Raw genomic sequence first — 24,510 nt, 5'->3', positions numbered from 1 at the left:
CAAGCCGGCTACTTGCCACGGCTGACAGACTGGACGACGTGCGTTCCACACCGCAGTGCTGGCTGACCGACATGGACGGTGTGCTCGTCCGCGAGGAACACGCGCTACCCGGGGCCGCAGAGTTCCTGCAGCGCCTCATCGACCGTGAGCGGCCCTTTCTGGTTCTCACCAACAATTCGATCTTCACCCCACGCGACCTGGCGGCGCGGCTGGCCCGATCCGGTCTTGCCGTCCCCGAGAACGCGATCTGGACCTCCGCACTGGCCACCGCGGCGTTTCTGTCCGACCAGTTGCCCGGCGGCTCGGCCTACGTCATCGGCGAGGCGGGGCTGACCACGGCGCTGCACGAAGCCGGCTACACACTCACCGACATCGATCCGGACTTCGTGGTGCTCGGCGAGACCCGCACCTACTCGTTCGAGGCGATCACCAAGGCGGTGCGCCTCATCCTCGGTGGCGCCCGCTTCATCGCGACCAACCCCGACGTGACCGGCCCGTCGGCCGAGGGTCCGTTGCCCGCGACCGGGTCGGTGGCCGCGATGATCACGAAGGCCACCGGACGCGAGCCGTATTTCGTCGGCAAGCCGAACCCGATGATGTTCCGCAGCGCGCTCAACCGGATCGAGGCCCACTCGGAAAGCACGGTCATGGTGGGGGACCGGATGGACACCGACGTGGTGGCCGGTATCGAGGCCGGGCTGGAGACCATCCTGGTGCTGACCGGGTCCACGACGATCGACGACGTCGAGCGCTACCCGTTCCGGCCGAGCCGCGTGCTGCCGAGCATCGCCGAGGCGATCGAGTTGGTGTGAGCCGGCGCTTGCTAGCTTGAGCGGATGACCGAACCAGCGCCTGACCCGGCGCGGCCCCTGGCCGGAGTGCGGGTCGTCGAGATCTCGAGCTTCGTCGCGGTGCCGTTGGCGGGGATGACGTTGGCCCAGCTCGGCGCCGAGGTGCTGCGCGTCGACCCGGTCGGCGGCGCCGCCGACTACAAGCGCTGGCCGCTCACCGAGGCCGGCGACAGCATCTACTGGGCGGGCCTGAACAAGGGCAAACGCTCGCTGGCGGTCGACATGCGCTCTGAGGCCGGCCAGGAACTCGTCGCCCGCCTGATCGCCGACAGCGGGGTCTTCATCACCAATGTCGCTGGCCGGCAATGGCATTCCTACGATGCTCTACGCCAGATCCGGCCCGATCTGATCCACGTCGAGGTGTCCGGGCGACACGACGGCGGGACCGGGGTCGACTACACGGTCAACGCCGCCATCGGATTCCCGTTGGTCACGGGGCCCCCCGAGCTCACCACGCCCGTCAACCACGTGCTGCCGGCCTGGGACGTCACCTGCGGTATCTACGCGGCGCTGTCGGTGGTCACCGCCCTGCGCCACCGTGACGCCACCGGACACGGGCAGCAGATCAGCATCCCGCTGGAGAACGTTGCGCTGGCGACCGCGGGAAACCTCAGTCTGCTCACCGAGGCGATGATCAACGGCACGTCACGCCAACGCATCGGCAACGCGGTGTACGGCACCTATGGCCAGAACTTCACCAGCAGCGACGGGATCTCCTACATGGTGGTGGCCCTGACCGGCCGCCACTTCCGCGACCTGACCGCGCTCACCGGAACCACCGAAGCCGTTGCTGCGCTGGCAGATTCGCTCGGTGCGGACTTCTCCGACGAGGGTGAGCGGTACCGGCACAGGGAAGCGCTGAGCGGGTTGTTCGCCGAATGGTTCACCTCGCACACAGGTGCCGAGGTCGCCGCCGCGTTGTCGGCGACGTCGGTGCTGTGGGAGCGCTACCAGACGTTCGGTGAGACCGCCGCCGACCCGCGGGTCACCGACAACCCACTGTTCACCGAGCTCGATCAGCCGCGGGTGGGCCGCTACCTCGCGGCGGGGCTGCCGCTGTCGATCAACGGCGCCTACCCGGCGGCGGCGCCCGCGCCGACACTCGGTGACGACACCGCCGCGGTATTGGGGGACTGGTTGGCCATGGATCGCGGCCGGATCGACGACCTGTTCGGGGCGGGCACCGTCGCGTGAGCACACTCCTCGGCCTGCTCGACGTCACCGGGGCCGGGCCGCAGAGTTGGCGGGGCCGGGCCGGCGGGCCTGCGGGCAAACGGGCCTATGGCGGGCAACTGGCGGCGCAGAGCCTGGCGGCGGCCGCCCGCACCGTCGAGCCCGCCAAGGCGCCGACCGCGATGCACCTGCAGTTCCTGCGCGGCGGCGAGGCCGGCGACCCGGTCGACTACCGGGTGGAGCAGATCTACGACGGCCGCACCGCGGCGTCGCGGCGGGTCGACTCGACCCAGAACGGAAGGCTTCTGACCACGGCCACAGTGTCTTTCGCGGCCGCCCTACCCGGGCCGGAGCACGGTCAGCGTGATCTCGGTGGTGCCGATCCGGAGTCGCTTCCACGCACCGGGCCGGCCGGTCCCGCGCCGTCGATGCCGCTGCACGAGCTCGACCTCCGCCTCGTCGACGACGGACATGGCGAGGAGTTCGTCAGGCGGCTGTGGTGGCGGGCCACCGTCGACCTCCCCGACGATCCGCTGCTGCACACGCTGATCGCCGTCTACGTCACCGACGTGTACCTGATCGACCCCGCGCTGCAGGTACATGGACACTCGATGCGATCGCGAACCCACCGCAGCGGTACCACCGACTCGTCGGTCTGGTTCCACCGAGAGGTCCGTGCCGACCAGTGGAACCTGCTCGAATGCCGCTCACCGGCCGCGGCGCGGGGCCGCGGCGTCGTGACCGCGTGCCTGATCCGTTCCGACGGCGTCCTCGCCGCCACCCTGGTCCAGGAGGGGCTCGTCGCCGAGCGGGAGCCCGCGACGCATCCGGCCGGCTGAGCTGCGGTCACCCCACCATTGCCGCGCCAGCGTGACCGCCGCCGAGACCGTGATGCCGACCACGACGGCGGCGACCACGCCCACCAGCTCGTGGCTGCCGAACAGCGGATAGACCTGGTAGTGCGTCAGGTAGATGTACAGCGAGGCCTCGGCCACCACGCCGGCCACCACCGCGATACCCGCCGGGCAGCGCACCGCGGGCAGCCAGATCAACAGGGCGAGGCCGGTGAGCACCAGGAGTTGGCGCAGGGTGTCGTCGAAATAGCCGTGCAGGCCGACGACCAGCACGGCCGTCACGGCGGCGCGCTGCCAGACGGTGGACGCCTTGGATGCGGCCCAGCCCGCGGCGAAGAACCAGAACGCGAGCATCGAGAACCAGGCATCGCGGCCCTCGTCGATGCCGACGACGCCGTAGCGCAGCGCCATGCCGAACGCCAGGAACGTGATCGCGAGTGCGAACGGATGGCGGCGTTCGAGCCGGTCCACCGCCGGGATGCAGAACAGCACCGCCAGCGCGATCAACGTCCACACCAGGACCTCGACGAACCACAGCCGCCCGGCGGTCATGCTGTCGTGCGGTCCGAGGAACTTGTTGGCCAGCAACAGGTTCGACGCGTGGTAGTCGTCGGTGACGACGAGCGCGAACGCCACCCACAGCGCCGAGGGGATCGCGATCCAGGCGATCGTGGTGCGCAGATGCCTGATGCGTACCGGACGCGGCAGCGGGGTCAGGCAGAACCGGCCGAAGTTGTAGCCCGCCACCCCGAGCAGGATGTGCGCACCACCCCACAGCTCGAAGAGCTCGGCGTGTGACCCGACGATCAACACGATCGCGACCGCGCGCAGCGCGACGCTGGTTTCCAGGGTGCTGCCCCAGAACTGCCACCATCGACGACTCGGCGCGGGCAGGTTCTGCAGCTCGCGCAGCGGCAACCGCGGCCAGTCGGCGGGCAACCGGCCCAGCGCGCGTTCCAGCCGCACCGACAGTGTCACGTACGTCAGTGAGTTGCCGCCGAGGTCGACGAAGCTGGCGTCCTCGGTGATCTCGGCCGGGTCGAGGTGCAGGACGTCGGCGAACATCCGCCGCAGGTCCCCTTCGTGCTGCGTCCTGCGCGGCGCACCGGCAGCCAACACCCGGGCCGTCGGGTAGTCGGGCTTGCCGGAGGGCAGCGTAGGAAGCTCGTGCACGCACGCGACGTCGACGGCGCCGGCGGGCACCCCGGCCGCTCCGGCCGCGGTGCGGCGCACGTCGTCGGGGTCGTGCCCGGCGCCGGCGACCACGGCCAGACGGTCCCCGTTGTCGGTGCACAGGGCGCGGACCCCCGCCTCGCTCAGCGTGTTCTCAAGCTGCTGCAGGTCGATTCGCAGCCCGTACATCTTGACGAAACGGCTTCTGCGGCCGATGATTTCGTACAGTCCGTGCTCGTCCCGACGGGCGATGTCACCGGTGCGAAGCGCGTCGAGGGTGGCGCCGCGCGCGAGATCTGCCGGTTCGTCGGCGTAACCCATCATCACGTTGGCGCCCCGGTACACCAGTTCGCCGGTGCCGACCTCCGGCCATTCGTCGAGGGGTTCGAGGGAGAACGATCCGCCGGGCACCGGGCGCCCGATGGCGTTGCTCCGGGTGAGTGCGAGATCCGGTGGCAGGTAGGCCATCCGGGCGGTGGCCTCGGTGGCCCCGTACATCACGAACAACTGCCAACCCCGACGGTCGGCCAGTGCGGCGTACTCCCGCACCCGTTCGGGCGGCATCCGACCCCCGGCCTGGGTGACATAGCGCAGATGCGGCAGCCGCATCGACGCGAAGCCGATCCGGTCCAGAAGCTCGAACGTGTACGGGACACCGGCGAACGTGGTGCCGCGGTGACGGGTGAACAGCTCCCAGAAGTCGTCGTCGGCCACCGATTGCTCGGTCATGATCAGCGCCGCACCCACCAGCAGGTGGCTGTGAACCACCGACAGGCCGTAGCAGTACGACATCGGCAGGGTGGTTGCGGCGCGGTCGGTTTCGCGGATCTGCAGGTACTCGGCGATCGATCCGGCGTTGGCGGTCAGGTTGGTTCGGGAAAGCCTGACGAGTTTGGGGGAACCGGTGCTGCCCGACGTCGACATGAGCAGGGCCAGATCGTCGTGCAGCTCGTGCGCGGCCTCGGAGCGGACGTGCACACCTGCGGCGTCGATGACGACGTCGGGCCGGTAGGTGGTGATCAGGTTGGTGTGATCGCGGCCCGCCGGGACCGGGAGGACAACATGGCGACCGGCCAACGCGCCCAGGTGGCGGACGACCGTCGCGACATCGTTGCGGGTTTCCAGCAGCACCAGCCGGCGTCGCCGTCCGAGCGTGTGTGCGAAGCTCTCGACCATCTCGGCGAGTTCGCGGTAGTTGAGCTGCTGGTCCGCGGTGAGCACCGCAGGACGGTCACCGTGACTGCGCAGATGATCGACCAGCGGGCTCACCCGGGTGAGGATACCCTCGCCTCACTTCAAGCCCGTCGGGTCACATCCGGCCGTACCGGCTCCTGACGAAGCTGTATGCGCCGAACGCGGCGATGCCCGCCGCCGCCGCGATCAGCGCCACCTTGCCGAACGGCGCCTGACCTAGGGTTTTGACTGCGGCGTCGAGGCCGGTGGCCTTCGACGGGTCGGCCTGCAGGGTGGCGATGACGACGAGCAGCCCGGCGCCGGCCAGGACGAGGCCCTTGGCGACGTACCCGGTGACGCCGACGGCGGTGACGGCGGTGCCGCCCGAGACCCTCAGGTCGTCGAGGAACTTCTCCGATACGCCCTTGTACACGTGGTAGGCGCCGACCGCGACGACACCCACCCCGACGGCGATCAGCAGCGCTTTGCCCCACCCCGACTGCATGAGCTGGGCGGACAGACCCGCATTCTGTTGGGCGCTGGACTGGCCGGTTCCCATCGCGTACCGGGCGGCCGAGAAGGCGATCGCGAAGTTGACCACGGCCAGGCCCACGGATTTCGCGCGTTTCCAGGCGGGTTTGTCGCCGGCGCGGCCGGAGCTCTCGCCGGGTTTGGCGCCGATCACCGCTTCGGCGATGCGCCACAGTCCCAGCGCCACCAGACCGGCCGCGGCGGCCCACAGGATGACCGTGCCGCCGGTCTGACTCGCCAGCGTCGCCAGTGCGCCGGACTGGTCGGCGTTGCCACCCGTGCCCAGGAAGGCCAGCTGGGCGATGATGAAGCCGACCAGCAGGTGCAGCACACCGCTGGCGGCGAATCCCGCCCGGGCCAGGTATTCGAAGGCGTCACTGTCGGTCGCGCGGTCGGCGGCGCCGTGGGCGGAGCGGTGCAGCGACGATGCTGAAGGGCGGGTGGCCATCGGGTCCTCCTGGTCGGTGATGGTCCCGGATACCCCAGATTTGACGCGGATGAAACTGCGATGTCGGGAAGCGTCGCCGGTGTCGAGGCCGCGTGCGGGTGGTCAGAAGAATCGATACTCCTGACGGGACATCGAAAAGCCGTTGCCGGACGCGATGTCGCGGCAACTGACGCCCGACGGCGCGCTCTCGCAGCGAATGAGCCCGATGGTGATCGTCCCACCGTATGGCAGTGGTTCGCCGCCGCTGCCGATGGTGGTGTCCCCCGCGCACAGGAACTCGGCCGGCGCACCGGGCCCCAGGACGACGGCGTGCCCGTAGTCGAGCTCGCAATCGGCGGGTTCAGGCGGCGGCGACCAGTCCCGCTCGTCGATATCGCATCGAACGCTGCGGGCGACCGCGTCTGTGCCGTCCGAGCTGGTGATCACGCATTCGATGTTTCCGGTAGGCGAGGCGAAGTGGGTGAACTCGATGCCGACCGGCGCGAGTTTGAGCGACTTGTCGAGTGTTTGGGTCGCCACCGCGGTGCGGGTCTGCCCGACGGATGCGGCGAAGCCTTCGGGCCTCCAGTCGGAGGAACCGTTACATCCGGCGAGCACGGTCACCGTGACCACGCCGGCAACAGCCGCGCAGATTCCTGCGTGTCGTGTACTTCGGTTCGCGTCGTTCATTTCGGTCGCCGCCTTTCGGCCGGTTCGGCATCGGTTGCAGGCAGATCGGTCGACACATCCGGCGCTCATCGCCGACCACCTCATCCAGTCTGTCGACGGCAGTGGTGTCAGGCGATCCCAGAACTCTGGGGTATCGGATGTCAGTTGCGGGTTGGCTGCTACGCGCCGCGGCCGAGCGGCTAGCGGGTGAACCACCCGGTGGACGCGATCGACGCGCCGCTGGCGAGCCGCGGCGCGTAATCGGCGAAGAAGATCCGCGCGACGAGTGCACCGCGGGTGTTCACACCGGCCTTGTCGAAGATCGACTTGAGGTGGTCCTGCACCGTGTACTGCGCCAGATGCAGCCGGTCGGCGATCTCGACCGTCGAAAACCCCTGCGCGACAAGCTCAATCAGCGCACGCTCGCGGTCGGTGAGGCCGTAGGCGTCGGCGATGAGCGGCGCGAGTTGATGCGGCCGGGCGGGCTCGAAGACCACAGCCACATGGGTGCTCGGCGGTTCGCCGAGCACGGATGCGCTCACCACCAGCCATTGTCCTGAGCGCGCGCGGACACGGACGACTGCGTCGCCGACCGCTTCCCCGGCGGCGACGCTGCGGGCGCGGCCGACCGCCGCATGGACTGCCGGCGGGAGCGGCGTCGTGTCCCCGGTCGCAAAGCGGATCTGGTCCATCCATTCGTGCGCGGCATCATTGGCCATCGCGACCGAGTTGTCGTCGCCGATCAAGATCAGACCCGTGTCGGTCTGCTCCGGGGATTCCGTGACCGCGGTCAACGCGATCGAGCGTCGAACCCCCTCGGCCAGGTGACGTGACAGTGAGGCCAGAAAGTCGACGTCGGCAGCGGTGAAATGGGAACCGCTGTCGCGCAGCAACGTCATGCCGCCCCAGGTCGACGCTCCGGTCACCAAGGCCACGCGCAGTTCATCGCCCAACCACCCATGGGGACCCCGAACCTCGCGCTGGCGCAGGCTGCGATCGAGATCTCCCTCCGTCGCCGCACTCAGGCTGGCCGCGGGACGTTCTGCGCGCGCCAAATCGGTGAACTTGTTGAAATCGGGCTTGGCGACCTCGATTTCGGTCATCTGCGGGTACGCCACCTCGGGGAGACCGTTCTCGGTCACCTCACTGGTCTGCAGCAGCGTGGCCGGGTCGAAGGTCAGCATGCACAGACCTTGAAACGGCAAAGCGGGCCGGATGGCGCGGGCGGCGGCCAGCGAGAACTCCCGCACGCCCAGACCTCGGTGGGCGAGTCTCGTGACGTCGCGGCGAGCGCGTATCCGCGCATCAGCCCCCATGCGTCGATGCTAGCAAGTCTCACCACCCACGATCCTGCGATTTCCCTCGGCGTCAACAGGTCCGCACGGTGCCGCAGGCGCCATTGCCAAAGTGACACAGGCAAATTCGATGTCCGAGTGGTCAACGTGATCGACCGTCCCGCATACCCCGGATTTGACGCCGATGACACCGCTTTGCCGGTGTCTGTGGATGGATCCGGGATTGGGGATGGATCCGGCGACAATGTCGGCGACCGTCGGCACTGTGACGGCATGACCAGAACAGAGAGCCGCGCCGAGATCGGGGCGCTGGGCGAACAGCTCGCGGTGAACTACCTCCAGGGGCTGGGGTTGCGGGTGGTGGCGCGCAACTGGCGGTGCCGCTACGGCGAACTGGACGTCATCGCCGCCGACGACGCGGCGCGTGCGGTGGTGTTCGTCGAGGTGAAGACGCGCACCACCGACCAGTTCGGGGGCGTCGCGCAGGCCGTGACCCCGGCCAAGGTACGCCGGTTGCGTCGCCTGGCCGGGCTGTGGCTGGCCGCGCAGGCCGCACGTTGGGACTCGATCCGCATCGATGTCGTCACCGTCCGCATCGGGCGACGACGCACCCCGGAGATCACCCACATCCAGGGGGTGGGGTGATGGCGCTGGGCAGGGCGTTCTCGGTGGCGGTGCGCGGGGTCGAGGGCGAGATCGTGGAGATCGAGGCGGACATCTCCTCGGGTCTGCCGGTGGTGAATCTGGTCGGGTTGGCCGACGCCGCGCTGCGGGAGTCGCGCGACCGGGTCCGTGCCGCCATCAACAACTGCGGCTTCGAGTGGCCGATGACCCGTCTCACGCTGGCTTTGTCGCCGGCGACGTTGCCGAAGATGGGCTCGGTGTACGACGTGGCCCTCGCGGCGGCCGTGCTGTCGGCGCACGGCAGGAAGTCCTGGCCGCGGTTGGAGAAGGCGGTGCTGCTGGGGGAGCTCGCGCTCGACGGGCGGGTGCGGCCGGTCAAAGGCGTGCTGCCCGCTGTGCTCGCCGCGCAGCGCCAGGGCTGGCCCACGGTGGTTGTGCCTGTCGAGAACCTGGCCGAGGCCAGCCTCGTCGACGGCATCGACGTGTGGGGTGTCGGCAGTTTGGGGCAGCTGCAGTCCTGGCTTGCCGGCAAAGGCGATCTGCACGCGCGTGCCGAGCACAGGGAACAAGCCCCGGAGTCCGTGGCCGATCTCAGCGACGTGGTCGGGCAGACCCAGGCTCGTTACGCCGTCGAGGTCGCGGCGGCCGGCGGCCACAATCTCTTGATGACGGGGCCGCCGGGAGTCGGCAAAACCATGCTGGCGCAGCGGCTTCCGGGGCTGCTTCCACCGCTGACCCTTGCCGAGTCGTTGGAGGTCACGGCGATTCATTCGGTGGCGGGACTGTTGACCGGTGACGCCCCGTTGATCACCCGGCCACCGTTCGTGGCGCCGCACCACACCTCCAGTGTCGCGGCGCTGGTCGGCGGGGGTAGCGGGCTCGCCCGTCCCGGTGCGGTCAGCCGGGCGCACCGCGGCGTGCTGTTCCTCGACGAGTTCGCCGAGGTCAGCTCCGCCGCGCTGGAGGCGCTTCGCACACCGCTGGAGGACGGCGAGATCAGGTTGGCGCGCAGCGACGGTGTCGCGCGCTACCAGTGCCGGATCCAACTCGTCCTCGCCGCCAATCTGTGTCCGTGCGCCCCGCCCGATCCACGCGACTGTCAGTGCGGCGCGGCCGAACGGCGGCGTTATCGCAGCAAGCTGTCCGGACCGTTGGTAGACCGTGTCGACCTGCGCGTCGAGATGCACGCGTCCCGGGAGGGCACCTTTTCAGATGACGAGGGTGAATCGAGTGCGGTTGTCCGCAAAAGGGTCTGGGCGGCACGCGAGGCGGCCAGAGAACGTTGGCTTCAGCACGGGATCACCACCAATGCCGAAGTCGGCGGCTCGTTGCTGCGCCGCCGGTTCCGGCTGAGCCCGATGGCGATGAAACCGCTGCGCACGGCGGTGGATCGCGGGGCGATCAGCATCCGGGGCATGGATCGCACAATGCGGGTCGCCTGGACGCTGTGTGACCTGGCCGGCCGTACGTCGCCGAACAGAGAGGACGTCGCGAAGGCGATGAGTTTCCGACAGGGTGGCACAGTCTGATGGACGAGATCACGCGCCGGGCGTGGGCATACCTGTCCAGGGTGGCCGAACCACCCAATCGCCGTATCGCCGAACTGGTGTCCGCGGAAGGCGCGGTCGCCACCGCCGACCGCATCCGCCGCCGCGATGTAGACCCCGCTCTGAAGCGGGCCACCGAAGCGCGGCATGACGTGGACCGCGCCGAGCAGGATTTGGCAATTCTGGACCGGATGGGCGGTCGTCTGATCACTGCGGAGGACGACGAATGGCCGTTCCTGGCGTTCATGGCTTTCAGATCCGTCGATTGCGACAAGCGGCCGCAGGCGCTCTCACCGTTGGTGTTGTGGGTGCTGGGGCCGTCACAGCTGTGCGACACCACCGACCGCAGCGTCGCGATCGTCGGGACGAGGGCGGCGACGTCGTACGGCGAATACGTCACCGCGGACTTCGCGGCGGGACTGGTCGAGCGCAACGTCGCGGTGGTGTCAGGCGGGGCGTACGGCATCGATGGGGCAGCGCATCGCGCGGCCCTGGCCTCCGACGGAGAGACGGTGGCGGTGCTGGCCTCCGGGCTGGATGTGCCCTATCCCGCAGGGCATTCCGCCTTGCTGCACCGGGTGGGCCGTCATGGTCTGCTGGTCAGTGAGTACCCGCCGGGAACACGTCCGACCCGGCGACAGTTCCTCACTCGCAACAGGTTGGTGGCCGCGTTCGGGAGGGCAACGGTGGTTGTCGAGGCCGGGGTGCGCAGCGGCGCGGCCAACACGGCAGCTTGGGCCGAGGCGTTGGGCCGGCAGGTGTGCGCGGTGCCTGGGCCCATCACCTCGTCGTCGTCGATAGGCTGCCACGAGTTGATCCGAGGCGGTAAGGCGCAGCTCGTGACGCGTGCCTCCGAGGTGGTCGAGGTGATGGGCCGCAGCGGCGAGTTCGCTCCCGATCGCGAGCGTCCCGCCGCCACGGTCGACGACCTCGACGACGACGAACTCACCGTATTCGAGGCGTTGCCGGGACGCGGCACCCGCACCGTCGATGAGATCGCCGTCGCCGCGGGGATGCCCGCGACAGATGTGCTCGCGCCGCTGGCGATGCTGAGCATCCGTGGCATGGCCGTGCAGGAGGACGGCTGCTGGAGGCTCAGCAAACGCTAGCCGCCTGTGCCGCGGGGAGCGCTCGTATAGTCGTCAAGGACAGCTGAGCAAAGGAAGTGAAGTGGCAGGACGTCCCGTGCACACCTTCGAGGTGGTGCGCACCGAGCAACTGGCCCCCCATGTCGTACGAGTTGTGCTCGGCGGCAACGGTTTCGACACGTTCACCCCCAGTGATTTCACGGACTCCTACGTCAAGTTGGTGTTCGTCGGCGACGACGTCGACGTGTCGTCGTTAGAGCAGCCTCTGACGCTGGACAGCTTCGACGCGCTGCCGCCCCAGCATCGGCCGGTCGTGCGCACGTACACGGTCCGCCACGCCGACCCCGCGCAACGCGAGATCACCGTCGACTTCGTCGTGCACGGCGAGCACGGCGTCGCCGGTCCGTGGGCGGCGTCGGCAACCCCTGGCCGGCGGCTGTTCGTGATGGGCCCGAGCGGCGCGTATGCGCCCGACCCTGCCGCCGACTGGTACCTTTTCGCCGGTGACGAGTCGGCCCTGCCCGCAATCAGCGCCGCGTTGGAAGCGTTGCCCGACAATGCGATCGGCAAGGTCTTCATCGAGGTCGCCGGCCCGGACGACGAGATCGAGCTCAAGGCGCCCGCCGGTGTCGACGTGTCGTGGGTCTACCGCGGCGGCCGTGCCGACCTGGCGCCCGAGGACAGCGCCGGCGACCACGCGCCGTTGATCGCAGCGGTCAAGGAGGCGCCGTGGCTGCCGGGGCAGGTTCAGGTGTTCATCCACGGCGAGGCCCAGGCGGTGATGCACAACCTGCGGCCCTACATCCGCAAGGAACGGGGTGTCGACGCCAAGTGGGCGTCGTCGATCTCCGGATACTGGCGGCGGGGTCGCACCGAGGAGACGTTCCGGCAGTGGAAGCGCGAACTCGCCGAGGCCGAGGCGAAATAGCGGTGTGAAGCCGGGCGTCGATGGCACGCTAGGCGGCATGACCTTCGGCAACTACCAGCTCGAGATCTACCTGCAGGGCCTGTCCGGTGTCCTGCCGAACCTTCCCATGGACTACGCCGGCTGGGAGGCCAAGGCCGAGTCGGCGATGCCGCCGTCGGTGTGGTCCTACGTCGTGGGCGGCGCGGGCGACGAGCAGACCCAGCGCGCCAACCGGACCGCTTTCGACCGTTGGGGCCTGATACCGCGGATGCTTGTCGGCGCCACCGAGCGCGACCTGACCGTCGACCTGTTCGGGATGACGCTGCCCTCGCCGCTGTTCATGGCGCCGATCGGCGTCATCGGGATCTGCTCGCAGAACGGGCACGGCGATCTGGCGGCGGCCCGCGCCGCGGCCCGCACCGGGGTGCCGATGACCGTCTCCACGCTCACCGAGGATCCGCTGGAGGACGTCGCCGCCGAATTCGGTGACACCCCGGGCTTTTTCCAGCTCTACACGCCGACCGACCGGGACCTGGCGGCCAGCCTGGTCGACCGCGCAGAAGCCGCGGGGTACAAGGCGATCATCGTCACGCTCGACACCTGGATCCCCGGCTGGCGACCCCGCGACCTGGCGATGTCGAACTTCCCGCAGCTGCGGGGCCGCTGCCTGGCCAACTACACCAGCGATCCGGTGTTCCGCGCCGCCTTGTCCCAGCCGCCCGAGGAGAACATGCAGGCTGCGGTGCTGCAGTGGGTCGCGCAGTTTGGCAATGCGCTGACCTGGGAGGATCTGCCGTGGCTGCGGTCGCTGACCGACCTGCCGCTGGTGCTCAAGGGGCTGTGTCACCCCGACGACGTCCGCCGCGCCAAAGACGCCGGTGTCGACGGCATTTACTGCTCCACCCACGGGGGTCGCCAGGCCAACGGTGGTCTGCCCGCGCTCGACTGCCTGCCCGGCGTGGTCGAGGCCGCCGACGGACTGCCGGTGCTCTTCGACTCCGGGATCCGCAGCGGCGCCGACATCGTCAAGGCGCTCGCATTGGGCGCCACTGCTGTCGGGGTGGGCCGGCCCTACGCCTACGGTCTGGCCATCGGAGGCGAGGACGGCATCGTGCACGTGCTGCGCTCGCTGCTGGCCGAGGCGGATCTGATCATGGCCGTCGACGGCTACCGCAGCCTCGCAGATCTCACCCCGGACACATTGCGGCGCGTCATCTGACCCCGCGCGCCGCGGTCTGCCACGGTAGGGGAGTGCAGACCGGCGGGCAGGAGCGCAGCGACCCGGGAATCGGGCACGGCGGGCAGGAGCGCAGCGACCCGGGAATCGGGCACGGCGGGCAGGAGCGCAGCGACCCGGGAATCGGGCTCTACCTCGAGGAGTTCGACGAGTACCTCGCGCTCGAACGTGGCCGTTCCGAGCACACCCGGCGGGCCTACCTGGGTGATGTGCGGGCGTTGTTCGACTTCCTCGCCGATCGTCGCCCCGACACCGGACTGCGAGGTCTGACCCTGCCGGTGCTTCGGTCCTGGCTGGCCGCGCAGGCGACGGCCGGGGCCGCCCGCTCGACGCTGGCCCGCCGCACCTCGGCGGTGAAGACCTTCACCGCGTGGGCGGTGCGCCGGGGCCTGATGACCGAGGATCCGGCGGCCCGGCTGCAGGTGCCCAAGGCCCGCCGCACCCTCCCCTCGGTGCTCCGTCAGGACCAGGCACGTGAGGCCATGGACGCCGCGAAATCAGGTGCGCAGCAGGGGGATCCGTTGGCCCTGCGGGACCGGTTGATTGTGGAGATGCTCTACGCCACCGGTATTCGCGTCAGCGAGCTGTGCGGGCTGGACATCGATGACGTCGACACTGCGCGCCGGCTGTTACGGGTGCTGGGCAAAGGCAACAAGCAGAGGACCGTGCCGTACGGCGATCCCGCGCACGCCGCCCTGACCGCGTGGCTGTCCGAGGGCAGGCCCGCGCTGGTCACCGCTGGTTCCGGTGCGGCGCTGCTGCTCGGCGCCCGCGGCGGCCGGCTGGACCCCAGGCAGGCGCGCACCGTCGTGCACCAGACGATGGCCGCCGTCAGCGGCGCCCCCGACATCGGGCCGCACGGCCTGCGGCACAGCGCCGCGACCCACCTGCTCGAGGGCGGCGCCGATCTGCGGGTGGTGCAGGAGCTGCTCGGCCATTCGTCGCTGGCCACCACCCAGCTCTACACCCACGTCACCGTGGCGCGGCTCCGAGCCGTGCACGACCAGGCCCACCCCCGCGCCTGACGGGGCGCGACAGTCAGTTGCCGCCGGTCTGCCCGTAGGCGTTCTGGTAGCGGCGGTGCAACCGGTCGATGTCGGCGGTCTCGATGGGCAGCGGAGCGCCCAGCTGTCGGCTGATGTGGACCGTGCGGGCGACATCCTCCAGCATGACCGCGGCCTTGACCGCGTCGCGGGCGGTGCCGCCGACGGTGAACGGGCCGTGATTGCGCATCAGTACCGCCGGTGAGTTGCTGCGCGCCAGGGTCGCCACGATGCCCCGCCCGATGGAGTCGTCGCCGATGACGGCGAACGGGCCCACCGGAATATCGCCACCGAACTCGTCGGCGATCATCGTCAGCACGCACGGGATGGGCTCGCCGCGCGCCGCCCACGCCGTGGCATAGGTCGAGTGGGTGTGCACCACCCCACCGACGTCGGGCATGTGCCGGTATACGTAGGCGTGTGCGGCGGTGTCCGAGGACGGCGACAGCTCGCCGGCCACCGCGCGGCCGTCCAGATCGCACACCACCATGTGGCCCGGGGTGAGCGAATCATAGGGCACCCCAGAGGGTTTGATCACCATCAGATCCGATCCGGGCACCCGCGCCGAGACGTTGCCTGCGGTCCAGATCACCAACTGGTAGCGGGTGAGTTCGGCATGCAGTGTGCACAACTGGTCGCGCAGGGCAGCGATCGCGTCCTGCACGTCCGGGGACAGGGTGAGGGTCATGTGAGTGCTCCCACGTTCGGATTCAGGTTGGCCTCGCGCAGTTCGCGCATCATCGTGTTCTCGCGTCCGAAATAGTCGTGCAGCGCCAGGTATTTGGCGTAGAGGGCGTCGTAGCGCTCGACGTTGGCCGGTATCGGCGCGAAGGCGCGCTGCCGGCGGCGCCCCATCCGCGCGGCCGCCTCGCGCACCGACGGGTAGGCGCCGGCCGCGGTGGCGGCGTGGATGGCGGATCCGAGTGCGGGCGCCTGCGCCGACGGCACGCACGACAGTGGCAGGCCGGTGACGTCGGCGTAGATCTGCATCAGGAGCTCGTTCTTCACCAGCCCGCCTGCGACCACCAGCTCGATGATCGGAACACCATGGCGCTGCAGCGTTTCCACGATCACCCTGGTCCCGAACGCGGTGGCCTCCAGTAGTGCCCGGTACTGGTCGACACAGGTGGTGGCCAGTGTCTGGCCCACCATCACCCCCGAGAGCCGGTGATCGACGAGCACCGACCGGTTGCCGCTGTGCCAGTCCAGCGCGATCAGTCCGTGCTGGCCGACGTGCTGGGCGGCGGCGAGCGCGGTGAGGTGCTCGTGCAGGGTGCGGCCGGACCGCTCGGCTTCTCGTTCGTAGCGGCCCGGGACACAGTGCTCGACGAACCACGCGAAGATGTCCCCGACGCCGGACTGGCCGGCCTCATACCCCCACAGGCCGTCGACGATGCCGCCGTCGACGACGCCACACATTCCCGGAACCTTCTGCATCACAGCGGCATTGACGACGTGACAGGTCGAGGTGCCCATGATGGCGACCAGTCGTCCGGGATCCAGAGCGTCAGCCGCCGCGGCGGTGACGTGGGCGTCGACGTTGCCGACCGCGACCGGGATGCCGACGGGAAGCCCGGTCCATTCGGCGGCCTGTGCGGTGAGCCCGCCCGCCCGGTCGCCGAGGCGCCCGATCGGTTGGTCGATCTTGTCGACGACGACGTCGGCGAACGCCGGATCGAGCGCGGCCAGGAACTCGCGCGACGGGTACCGCCCGTCCTGCCGGATGGCCTTGTATCCGGCGGTGCAGACATTGCGCAGATAGGTGCCGCACAGCTGCCAGACGATCCAGTCGGCGGCCTCCACCCAGCGCTCGACGGCGGCGTACAGCTCCGGATCCTCGTCGAGGATCTCCAGGGCCTTGGCGAACTCCCACTCGCTGGAGATCAGCCCGCCGTAGCGGCCCAGCCACGGCTCACCGCGCTGCGCGGCGAGCCGATTGATGCGGTCGGCCTGCGGCTGCGCGGCGTGGTGGCGCCACAGCTTGGCGTACGCATGTCGGTGATCGCGCCACGCGGGCAGCTCGCACAGCGGTGTGCCGTCGTGCCGGGTCGGGATCATCGTGCACGCGGTGAAGTCAGTGGCCAATCCGATGACGTCGGAGGGATCGACACCCGCCCGGTGCACCGCGGCGGGGACGGCGGTGCGCAGCACTTCGAGGTAGTCGGCAGGCACCTGCAGCGCATAGTCGGGCGGCAGCTCGGTGTCGGGCCGACCCGGCAGGTGGTCGGTGATGACGGCGTGCCGATAGGCATGCTCGGCGCTGCCCAGCTCGGCCCCGTCGGACACCCGGACGACCAGGGCGCGTCCCGACAGCGTGCCGAAATCGATTCCTACGGTGTACTTTTCGGGTCCGGTCATGGTGCACCGGCGCGATCGGTCGAATCGGTGGGGCAACGCTGCGGCATGACGACACCTTCTGGATGCAGATGTGTTAACGCTCACATGTTAGCGATAACATTCCGCGGGGGTCAATGCGGTGACTTCGCGCTCAGCGCCTGCGCGAGCTCTGCCGCACGATGAGTTCGGCCGGGATGACCGCCGTCGATGCCGAGGCCTCCCCGTTCGCCGCGCGCTCGATCTCCTCGACGAGAAGGTCGACGCTGCGGCGTCCCACCGACGCGAAGTCCTGCCGCACGGTGGTCAACGGCGGGCAGTAGAACTCGGACTCGGGAACGTCGTCGAATCCGCCCACCAGCACGTCGCCGGGCACCGAGCGACCCGATTCGGCCAGGCCCCGCAGCACGCCGAGCGCCATCTGGTCGTTGGCGACGAAGACGGCTTCCACGGACGGGTCGGCGCCCAGTTCGAGCCCGGCGAGGTAACCCGAACGCGGCGTCCAGTCGCCGCGCAGAGGCTCGGGTACCGCACGGCCGTGCTCGAGGAGTTCGCTGCGCCAGCCGGCGAGCCGCGCGTCGGTCTCGGTCCACTCCGCGGCGCCCGCGACGTGCCACACCGTGGTGGCGCCGCCGTCGAGCAGGTGACGGGTCATCTGCCGGGCACCGTCGACCTGGTCGACGCCGACGACCGGGATTCCCAGCCCCGGCGTCGCGTCCACCGCGACAACGGGAACCGGATTCCGAAGAGCGCGTAGGGCTTCCCGGTTGGCCGCCAGTGGCGCGATGACGATGACGCCTTCCACGGACTGTTCCTCCAGCCGGCGCAAGGCGCGGGGAAGGGTGGTGCTGTCCACTGTCGAATCGGTGGCGACGCTGACGAAAAAACCTGCCTCGGTGGCCGCCTGTTCGATTGCGTAGAGCATGCTGGCCGGGCCGAACAGTGTGGTGTTGAAGCAGATGACGCCGATCGTGGCCGTGCGGCGGGTGACCAGCGCGCGCGCCGCGAGGTTGCGCCGGTACCCGAGTTGGTCGATCGCCTCGGTGACGCGTTGGCGCGTCGATTCCCGCACCGCGTCGGATCCGTTGAGTACCCGTGAGACGGTCTGATGGGACACACCCGCGAGACGGGCCACGTCGAACATGCTGACGTGGCGTCCGGTTCTTTCACGGGGTGGTGGCACGCTCCGAATGTAGCCCTCCCGACCTCGTGCGATGGCCTTCCGGCGTTCGCCGTGTCGAAGTGGCGTTGACAACGACGTGAGCGCCATCACATACTGATCCCCGCAATGTTAACGCTCACATTCGGTGCAGCGGGTCGGCCCGAGTCTCGGGAGGTAGTGATGAGGAAACTGAACTGGGCGGCGGTCGTGGTGATCGCGCTGCTGGCGGCGGTGCTGGCCGGCTGCGGCAGATCCGCCGAACCGGCCGACTCCGGAGGCGGGCAGCGCACGGTCGGCATCGCGATGCCGACCAAGTCTTCCGAGCGGTGGGTCGCCGACGGGCAGAACATGGTCGACCAGTTCCACGAAATGGGCTACCAGACCGACCTGCAGTACGGCGACGACGTGGTGCAGAACCAGGTGTCCCAGATCGAGAACATGATCACCAAGGGCGTCGACCTGCTCGTGATCGCGCCGATCGACGGTTCCTCGCTGACCGCCACCCTGGAGAACGCCGCGGCCGCCGGCATTCCTGTGATCAGCTATGACCGGCTGATCCGCGGTACCGGCAACGTCGACTACTACGCCACCTTCGACAACTTCAAAGTCGGCGTGTTGCAGGCGCAGTACATCGTCGACTCGCTCAAGCCCGACGCCGCTCCGGCACCGCTGAACATCGAACTGTTCGCCGGTTCGCCCGACGACAACAACGCCACCTTCTTCTTCGACGGCGCCATGAGCGTGCTGCAGCCCTACCTCGACAACGGCAAGCTGGTGGTGCGTAGCGGCCAGACCGACTTCAATCAGGTCGCCACACTGCGGTGGGACGGTGGACTCGCCCAGTCGCGGATGGACAACCTGCTCAGCCAGGCCTACACCGCAGCGCCGGTGAACGCGGTGCTCTCGCCCTACGACGGCATCTCGCGCGGCGTGATCTCCGCGCTCAAGAGCGCCGGCTACGGCAACGCCGCCCGGCCGCTGCCCGTGGTGACCGGTCAAGATGCCGAGCTGGCCTCGGTGCAGTCGATCGTGGCGGGTGAGCAGACCCAGACCGTGTTCAAGGACACCCGTGAGCTGGCCCGCTCCGCCGTCCAGATGTCCGACGCGGTGCTCAACGGCGGGACCCGGTGGTCAACGACACGGGAACCTACGACAACGGGGTCAAGGTGGTACCGGCCCACCTCCTCCAGCCGGTGAGCGTCGACAGGTCCAACTACGCACAGGTGCTGGTCGACTCGGGCTACTACACCCAGGCCCAGGTGCAATGACGGGGCACGGCCCTGTGCTCTTGGAGATGCGGGGGATCACCAAGGAGTTCCCCGGGGTCCGGGCACTGTCCGATGTCGACCTGACGGTGACTTCCGGTGAGACGCACGCCATCTGCGGTGAGAACGGCGCAGGCAAGTCCACCCTGATGAAGGTCCTCAGCGGTGTGTACCCGCACGGAAGCTACCGCGGCGAAATCTACTTCGACGGAAAGCGCTGCGAGTTCAAGGACATCCGGTCCAGCGAACGGTGCGGAATCGCCGTCATCCACCAGGAGCTGGCGCTGGTGCCCTACCTCTCGATCGCCGAGAACCTGTTCCTCGGCAACGAGATCGGGCGTTTCGGTGTCATCGACTGGGGCCGCACCCTGGTCCGCGCGCGCGAGTTGCTGGACCGCGTCGGTCTCGACGAGAGCCCACAGACCAGGGTCGCCGACATCGGCGTGGGCAAGCAACAACTGGTGGAGATCGCCAAGGCGCTGGCCAAGGACGTCCGGTTGCTGATTCTCGACGAGCCCACCGCGGCGCTGAACGACTCAGACAGCCGCCATCTGCTCGATCTCATCGCCGACCTGCGCCGGCACGGACTGACGTCGATCCTGATCTCGCACAAGCTCAATGAGGTACTCGAGATCGCCGACTCGGTGACGACCCTGCGCGACGGAGCCACGATCGACACCGTCCGCGTCGACACCGGACTGACCGAGGACGACATCGTGCGGGGCATGGTCGGCCGCGACCTGACCCAGCGCTTCCCGCCACGACAGACGCGCGAGATCGGTCCGGTCGCCTTCTCGGTGGCGAACTGGACGGTTCTGCACCCGATCGATCAGCACCGAAAGGTGGTCGACGACGTGTCACTGAACGTTCGGGCCGGCGAGATCGTCGGGATCGCCGGTCTGATGGGCGCCGGGCGGACCGAGTTGGCGATGAGCGTGTTCGGCCGGTCCTACGGCCGATACGTGTGCGGCCGGGTCAGCAAGGGAGAGCGCGACATCGACACCAGCTCGGTGCCGGCTGCGATCGGCAACGGGATCGCCTACGTGACCGAGGACCGCAAACAGCTCGGACTGAACCTGATGGACAGCATCTCCACCAGCATCACGCTGCCGTCGTTGCCGAAGATCAGCCGCAGATCGGTGATCGACTTCCGGGCGGAAACCCGCGTGGGCGAACGCTTCTGCGAATCGATGAGCATCAAGGCGTCGTCGGTGACCACGGTTGCCGGCAAACTGTCGGGCGGCAACCAACAGAAGGTCGTCCTGAGCAAGTGGTTGTTCACCGATCCCGACGTGCTGATCCTCGACGAGCCGACCCGCGGCATCGATGTGGGCGCCAAGTACGAGATCTACCAGATCATCGACGAACTGGCCGCCCGCGGGAAGGCCGTCATCGTCATCTCCTCCGAACTGCCCGAACTGCTCGGCCTCTGCGACCGCATCTACACGTTGGGCCAGGGACGGCTCACCGGCGAAGTCGACCGAGCACGCGCCGATCAGGAGACCCTGATGCGGCTGATGATGAAAGGACGCTGATCTTGTGACCGCCACCGTCGACCAACCGTCGCAGAACCCCCCGGCGACCCGGCCGCCCAGCGCACCTCAGCCGCAGCCAACGGGTCTGCGGGACAGGCTCTCCCGGTTCCTGACCTCCCACATCCGGCAATCGGGCATGGTGGTCGCCCTGTTGGCGATCGTGCTGCTGTTCCAGGTGTGGACCGACGGCATCCTGTTGATGCCGCTCAACGTCACCAACATCATCCAGCAGAACGGGTACATCCTGGTGCTCGCGATCGGGATGGTGATCGTGATCATCAACGGCCACATCGACCTGTCCGTCGGATCGATCGCCGCCTTCACCGGCGCGATGTCGGCGGTCCTGATGGTGCGCAACGACATGCCATGGCTGCTGGCGGTGGTGCTCTGCGTCGCGATGGGCGCGGCGATCGGTGCCTGGCAGGGGTTCTGGATCGCGTTCGTCGGTATCCCGTCGTTCATCGTCACCCTCGGCGGCATGCTGATCTTCCGCGGCGCCACCCAGTACATCCTGCAGGGACAGTCCATCGCGCCGATGCCCCCGGCGCTGCAGACCTTCAGCAGCGGGTTCCTTCCCGAATGGGGTACCGACGCGGTATACCACTGGCCGACGGTCCTGCTCGGCGGCGCGATCACCGTCGCCGCCGTCGGCATGCAGATCCGCCGGCGACGGTCTCAGATCCGGTACGGCGAACCGGTGTCGGGTGTTCCGCTGTTCGTCGCCAAATGTGCCGCCATCGCGGGCGCGCTGGGCACCGTCACGCTGTTGCTGGCCAGCTACCGCGGTGTCCCGATCGTCGGCATCATCCTGGTGGTGCTGACGCTGATCTACGCATTCCTGATGCGCAACACCGTGTTCGGTCGCCAGGTATACGCGGTGGGAGGCAACGCCGCGGCGGCGAAGCTGTCCGGAATCCGCAACCGCTGGGTCACGATGCTGGTGTTCGTCAACATGGGCGCACTCGCCGCCGTCGCGGGTCTGATGTTCGCGGCCCGACTGAACTCGGCCACCCCACAGGCCGGCATCAACTTCGAACTGGAGGCGATCGCGGCGGCCTTCATCGGCGGCGCCTCCTCCAGCGGTGGCGTCGGAACCGTGTTCGGTGCCATCGTCGGCGGCCTCGTCCTCGGTGTGCTCAACAACGGGATGTCGATTCTGGGTATCGGCACCGACGTTCAGCAGGTCATCAAGGGCCTTGTGCTGCTGGCCGCGGTGGGCTTCGACGTGTACAACAAGCGCCGCGGTGGCCATTGACCGGCCGGTGCCCGCAGCCGTCCCTGTCCCGCAACGGAACTGGGTCCCTGCGCAAGACCGTGACGACGTTGGCCGACGGGCGCCGGCTGATCTACTACGACGAGAGTGACGCTGCGCCGCCGCGGACAGATCGCGACCCCCGCACCCTGCCGCCGGTCACTTCGCAGTCCCAGCTGCGCTTCGACGTGTTGACCGGGGAGTGGATCACGATCGCGGCCCACCGGATGGACCGCACGTATCTGCCGCCGGCGGGCGCGTCGCCGCTGGCGCCGTCACGCCCCGGCAGGCCGGCAACCGAGATCCCGGCCGCCGACTACGACGTCGTGGTTTTCGAGAACCGGTTCCCGTCGTTGTCGGTGCGTGCGGCCGATCTGGACCTCCCGCAGTATCTCGACGGCGAACCGCTGTGGCCGATGAAGCCCGGCATCGGCTGCTGCGAGGTCGTCTGCTTCACCAGCGATCCGCACGCCAGCTTCGCCACGGTCGGTCATCGCCGCGCCCGCACCGTGATCGACGTGTGGGCGGACAGAACCGCGGAGCTGTCACGCCTTCCGGGTGTCGCGCAGGTGTTCTGCTTCGAGAACCGTGGACGGGAGATCGGCGTGACATTGACCCATCCGCACGGCCAGATCTACGCCTACCCGTACCTGCCGCCTCGGACCGAGGCGGTGCTGCGCCGGGCGCGACTGCACCGGGCCGCCACCGGCGCCAACCTGTTCGCCGACGTGCTCGACGCCGAAAGGCGTGCCCGCCGCCGGGTGGTGGTGGCGGGGGAGCGATGGACCGCGTTCGTCCCCGCGGCGGCGCGCTGGCCCCTGGAGGTACATCTGATGCCGCACCGCGATGTCGCCGACTTCACCGAACTCTGCGAGGACGAGCGGGACGAACTGGCCACGATATATCTGGACCTGCTGGGCCGGGTCGACCGATTCTTCGACGGGGTCGACGAAACACCGTATGTCGCGGCGTGGCACCAGGCACCGCTGGGCGCCGAACGGGAACTTGGACGACTGCACCTACAGCTGTTCTCGGTCATGCGGGCCCCGCATCGGCTCAAGTACCTGGCCGGATCGGAATCGGGGATGGGAGCGTGGATCAACGACACCACCCCCGAAGACATCGCCGCCAGATTCCGGGAGGTCCGGTGAGCGTGTCGTGGTCCACCCGCCCGCACCGGATACTTCCTCCGGTTTCCGACCAGGTGCTCGCCGACCATGCCAGCGCCGCGTTCGCCGAGGCGTTCTCGGATGCGCCGCAGGGTGTCTGGGTCGCACCGGGGCGGGCCAACCTCATCGGTGAACATGTCGACTATGTGGGGGGCCGGGTGGTGCCGTTCGCGCTGCCGTATGCCACCGCGGTGGCGGTCCGGATTCGCGACGACGACGTCGTGCGGTGCACCTCCACCGGCCCGCAGCCCGACTGGACGGGCCGTGTGGGTGATGTCGGGCCAGGCAGTCCTGCGGGGTGGGCGGGCTACGCGGCCGGGGTGGTGTGGGCGATGGCCTACCACGACACCATCGCCCGGATGCCGGGCATCGACATCGCCGTCAGCTCCACGGTGCCGCAGGGCGCCGGCCTGTCGAGTTCGGCCGCGCTGGAATGCGCGGTGGCGTTGGGAGTGGCCGAGCTGTCGGGGGTGGCGACCGACGACACCGGCCGAGCCGTGTTGGCCCGCGACTGCGCCACCGCGGAAAACGTGGTGGTGGGGGCCTCCACCGGCCTGATGGACCAGTCCGTGTCGTTGCGGGCCCGCGCCGGGCACGCCATGGTGCTCGACTGCGCCGTGGGCGGCGTCGACCACGTCGCACTCGACGGCGTGAACCCGAAACTGGCGCTGCTGGTGATCAACACCAACGCGCCGCACCGCCTCGTCGAAGGCGGCTACGGTCGGTGCCGCGCTCTGGTCGAGCAGGCGTGCGCACGGGTGGATCGCCGCGTCCTGCACGCCGTCGGCGACGTGCAGGACATGGTGGACCTCGCCACCCTGGGCGCCCATCATCTACGCAGGCCGCTGCGGCATGTCCTCACCGAGTTCCGGCGTGTGGACGTCGCCGTCGACCGGCTGCGTGCGGGTGAGTTGGCCGCTGTCGGGCCGTTGTTGACCGCGTCGCACCGGTCGTTGCGCAACGACCTTCAGGTCAGCTCGGTGGAACTCGACCTGGCCGTCGAGGCAGCCGTCGGCGCCGGTGCGCTCGGCGCCCGGATGATCGGCGGCGGATTCGGCGGATCGGTGCTGGCACTCACCGAGGTCGACCGGATCCCAGTCGTCGCGGAGACCGTCCTGCGCGCGGCTCGCGAAGCCGGGATGCCCGAGCCGCGGTTCCTGGCTGCCACCTGCGCGGCCGCGGCGCGCCGCGTCTACTGATC

The 24,510-nt window shown here is 69.0% G+C and carries 20 protein-coding genes and 1 pseudogene; 14 read left to right on the top strand and 7 right to left on the bottom strand.

What is annotated here, in order from left to right:
• The first annotated feature begins 38 nt into the window (after positions 1-38).
• From BN976_RS20635 to BN976_RS32785, 3 genes are read left to right on the top strand one after another with little or no spacing between them, the layout of a single operon-like run.
• Complete coding sequence (locus tag BN976_RS20635; protein WP_036373475.1) at positions 39-812, top strand: HAD-IIA family hydrolase; 774 nt, start codon at positions 39-41, stop codon at positions 810-812.
• Between the two features lie 24 nt (positions 813-836).
• On the top strand, positions 837-2,045 hold the full coding sequence (locus BN976_RS20630; protein WP_036373471.1) for a CoA transferase: 1,209 nt from the start codon (positions 837-839) through the stop codon (positions 2,043-2,045).
• Positions 2,042-2,863, top strand: a complete 822-nt coding sequence (locus tag BN976_RS32785; RefSeq protein WP_084182346.1) for an acyl-CoA thioesterase — start codon at positions 2,042-2,044, stop codon at positions 2,861-2,863. The genes BN976_RS20630 and BN976_RS32785 overlap by 4 nt, the downstream gene beginning before the upstream one ends.
• 1,017 nt (positions 2,864-3,880) lie before the next feature.
• On the opposite strand, the pseudogene BN976_RS34800 reads toward BN976_RS32785, so the two are convergent.
• From BN976_RS34800 to BN976_RS20605, 4 genes and pseudogenes are all read right to left on the bottom strand, one after another.
• Positions 3,881-4,975 (bottom strand): annotated as a pseudogene (locus BN976_RS34800) (AMP-binding protein); the annotation flags it as partial.
• A gap of 385 nt (positions 4,976-5,360) precedes the next feature.
• On the bottom strand, positions 5,361-6,203 hold the full coding sequence (locus tag BN976_RS20615; RefSeq protein WP_036373465.1) for a DUF1206 domain-containing protein: 843 nt from the start codon (positions 6,201-6,203) through the stop codon (positions 5,361-5,363).
• A 102-nt stretch (positions 6,204-6,305) separates the two neighbouring features.
• Positions 6,306-6,872 (bottom strand): DUF6636 domain-containing protein, encoded by a 567-nt coding sequence (locus tag BN976_RS20610; RefSeq protein ID WP_234935510.1) that lies wholly within the window; start codon positions 6,870-6,872, stop codon positions 6,306-6,308.
• A gap of 179 nt (positions 6,873-7,051) precedes the next feature.
• Complete coding sequence (locus BN976_RS20605; RefSeq protein ID WP_084182345.1) at positions 7,052-8,167, bottom strand: helix-turn-helix transcriptional regulator; 1,116 nt, start codon at positions 8,165-8,167, stop codon at positions 7,052-7,054.
• A 252-nt stretch (positions 8,168-8,419) separates the two neighbouring features.
• Here BN976_RS20605 and BN976_RS20600 point away from each other — a divergent pair, with 252 nt between their 5' ends.
• From BN976_RS20600 to BN976_RS20575, 6 genes are all read left to right on the top strand, one after another.
• Positions 8,420-8,791, top strand: coding sequence for a YraN family protein (locus BN976_RS20600; protein ID WP_036374145.1), 372 nt, complete (start codon positions 8,420-8,422; stop codon positions 8,789-8,791).
• Positions 8,791-10,299 carry a YifB family Mg chelatase-like AAA ATPase gene (locus BN976_RS20595; RefSeq protein WP_036374143.1) on the top strand — a complete coding sequence of 503 codons (1,509 nt, stop codon included), beginning with the start codon at positions 8,791-8,793 and terminating at the stop codon, positions 10,297-10,299. The genes BN976_RS20600 and BN976_RS20595 overlap by 1 nt, the downstream gene beginning before the upstream one ends.
• Positions 10,299-11,426: a DNA-processing protein DprA gene (gene dprA, locus BN976_RS20590; protein ID WP_036373462.1), complete on the top strand. Its 1,128-nt coding sequence runs from the start codon at positions 10,299-10,301 to the stop codon at positions 11,424-11,426. Before BN976_RS20595 ends, dprA begins: the two co-directional genes overlap by 1 nt.
• Before the next feature lie 61 nt (positions 11,427-11,487).
• Positions 11,488-12,333: a siderophore-interacting protein gene (locus BN976_RS20585; RefSeq protein ID WP_036373460.1), complete on the top strand. Its 846-nt coding sequence runs from the start codon at positions 11,488-11,490 to the stop codon at positions 12,331-12,333.
• 37 nt (positions 12,334-12,370) lie between these two features.
• Positions 12,371-13,531 (top strand): lactate 2-monooxygenase, encoded by a 1,161-nt coding sequence (locus BN976_RS20580; RefSeq protein WP_036373457.1) that lies wholly within the window; start codon positions 12,371-12,373, stop codon positions 13,529-13,531.
• Between the two features lie 140 nt (positions 13,532-13,671).
• A complete protein-coding gene (locus BN976_RS20575; protein WP_036374140.1) occupies positions 13,672-14,574 on the top strand; it encodes a tyrosine recombinase XerC in 903 nt (300 codons plus the stop codon).
• 13 nt (positions 14,575-14,587) lie between these two features.
• On the opposite strand, the gene BN976_RS20570 is transcribed toward BN976_RS20575, so the two are convergent.
• The 3 genes from BN976_RS20570 to BN976_RS20560 form a co-directional block, all read right to left on the bottom strand.
• Positions 14,588-15,280, bottom strand: a complete 693-nt coding sequence (locus BN976_RS20570) for an L-ribulose-5-phosphate 4-epimerase (protein WP_036373455.1) — start codon at positions 15,278-15,280, stop codon at positions 14,588-14,590.
• Positions 15,277-16,950, bottom strand: coding sequence for a ribulokinase (gene araB, locus BN976_RS20565; RefSeq protein ID WP_036373452.1), 1,674 nt, complete (start codon positions 16,948-16,950; stop codon positions 15,277-15,279). The genes BN976_RS20570 and araB overlap by 4 nt, the downstream gene beginning before the upstream one ends.
• A 130-nt stretch (positions 16,951-17,080) precedes the next feature.
• Positions 17,081-18,109 carry a LacI family DNA-binding transcriptional regulator gene (locus BN976_RS20560; RefSeq protein WP_234935511.1) on the bottom strand — a complete coding sequence of 343 codons (1,029 nt, stop codon included), beginning with the start codon at positions 18,107-18,109 and terminating at the stop codon, positions 17,081-17,083.
• Positions 18,110-18,268: 159 nt separating this feature from the next.
• Between BN976_RS20560 and chvE the strand changes: the two genes are divergently transcribed.
• The 5 genes from chvE to BN976_RS20535 all read left to right on the top strand — a co-directional run bounded on the left by chvE (position 18,269) and on the right by BN976_RS20535 (position 24,508).
• Positions 18,269-19,285, top strand: coding sequence for a multiple monosaccharide ABC transporter substrate-binding protein (gene chvE, locus BN976_RS20555; protein ID WP_409366019.1), 1,017 nt, complete (start codon positions 18,269-18,271; stop codon positions 19,283-19,285).
• A 67-nt stretch (positions 19,286-19,352) separates the two neighbouring features.
• Positions 19,353-20,888 (top strand): multiple monosaccharide ABC transporter ATP-binding protein, encoded by a 1,536-nt coding sequence (gene mmsA / locus BN976_RS20550; RefSeq protein WP_036373447.1) that lies wholly within the window; start codon positions 19,353-19,355, stop codon positions 20,886-20,888.
• 4 nt (positions 20,889-20,892) lie between these two features.
• A complete protein-coding gene (mmsB, locus tag BN976_RS20545) occupies positions 20,893-22,143 on the top strand; it encodes a multiple monosaccharide ABC transporter permease (protein ID WP_036373444.1) in 1,251 nt (416 codons plus the stop codon).
• Entirely contained in the window at positions 22,140-23,291 is a 1,152-nt protein-coding gene (gene galT, locus BN976_RS20540) for a galactose-1-phosphate uridylyltransferase (RefSeq protein ID WP_375167654.1), read from the top strand. The genes mmsB and galT overlap by 4 nt, the downstream gene beginning before the upstream one ends.
• Positions 23,288-24,508, top strand: a complete 1,221-nt coding sequence (locus BN976_RS20535; protein ID WP_234935512.1) for a galactokinase — start codon at positions 23,288-23,290, stop codon at positions 24,506-24,508. The genes galT and BN976_RS20535 overlap by 4 nt, the downstream gene beginning before the upstream one ends.
• The last annotated feature ends 2 nt before the right edge of the window (positions 24,509-24,510 follow it).

The sequence above is a fragment of the Mycolicibacterium austroafricanum genome, assembly GCF_000612725.1.
Lineage (GTDB): Bacteria > Actinomycetota > Actinomycetes > Mycobacteriales > Mycobacteriaceae > Mycobacterium > Mycobacterium austroafricanum.
The sequence above is the reverse complement of the archived record's forward strand: the minus strand, read 5'-3'. Positions and strand labels throughout refer to the sequence as shown.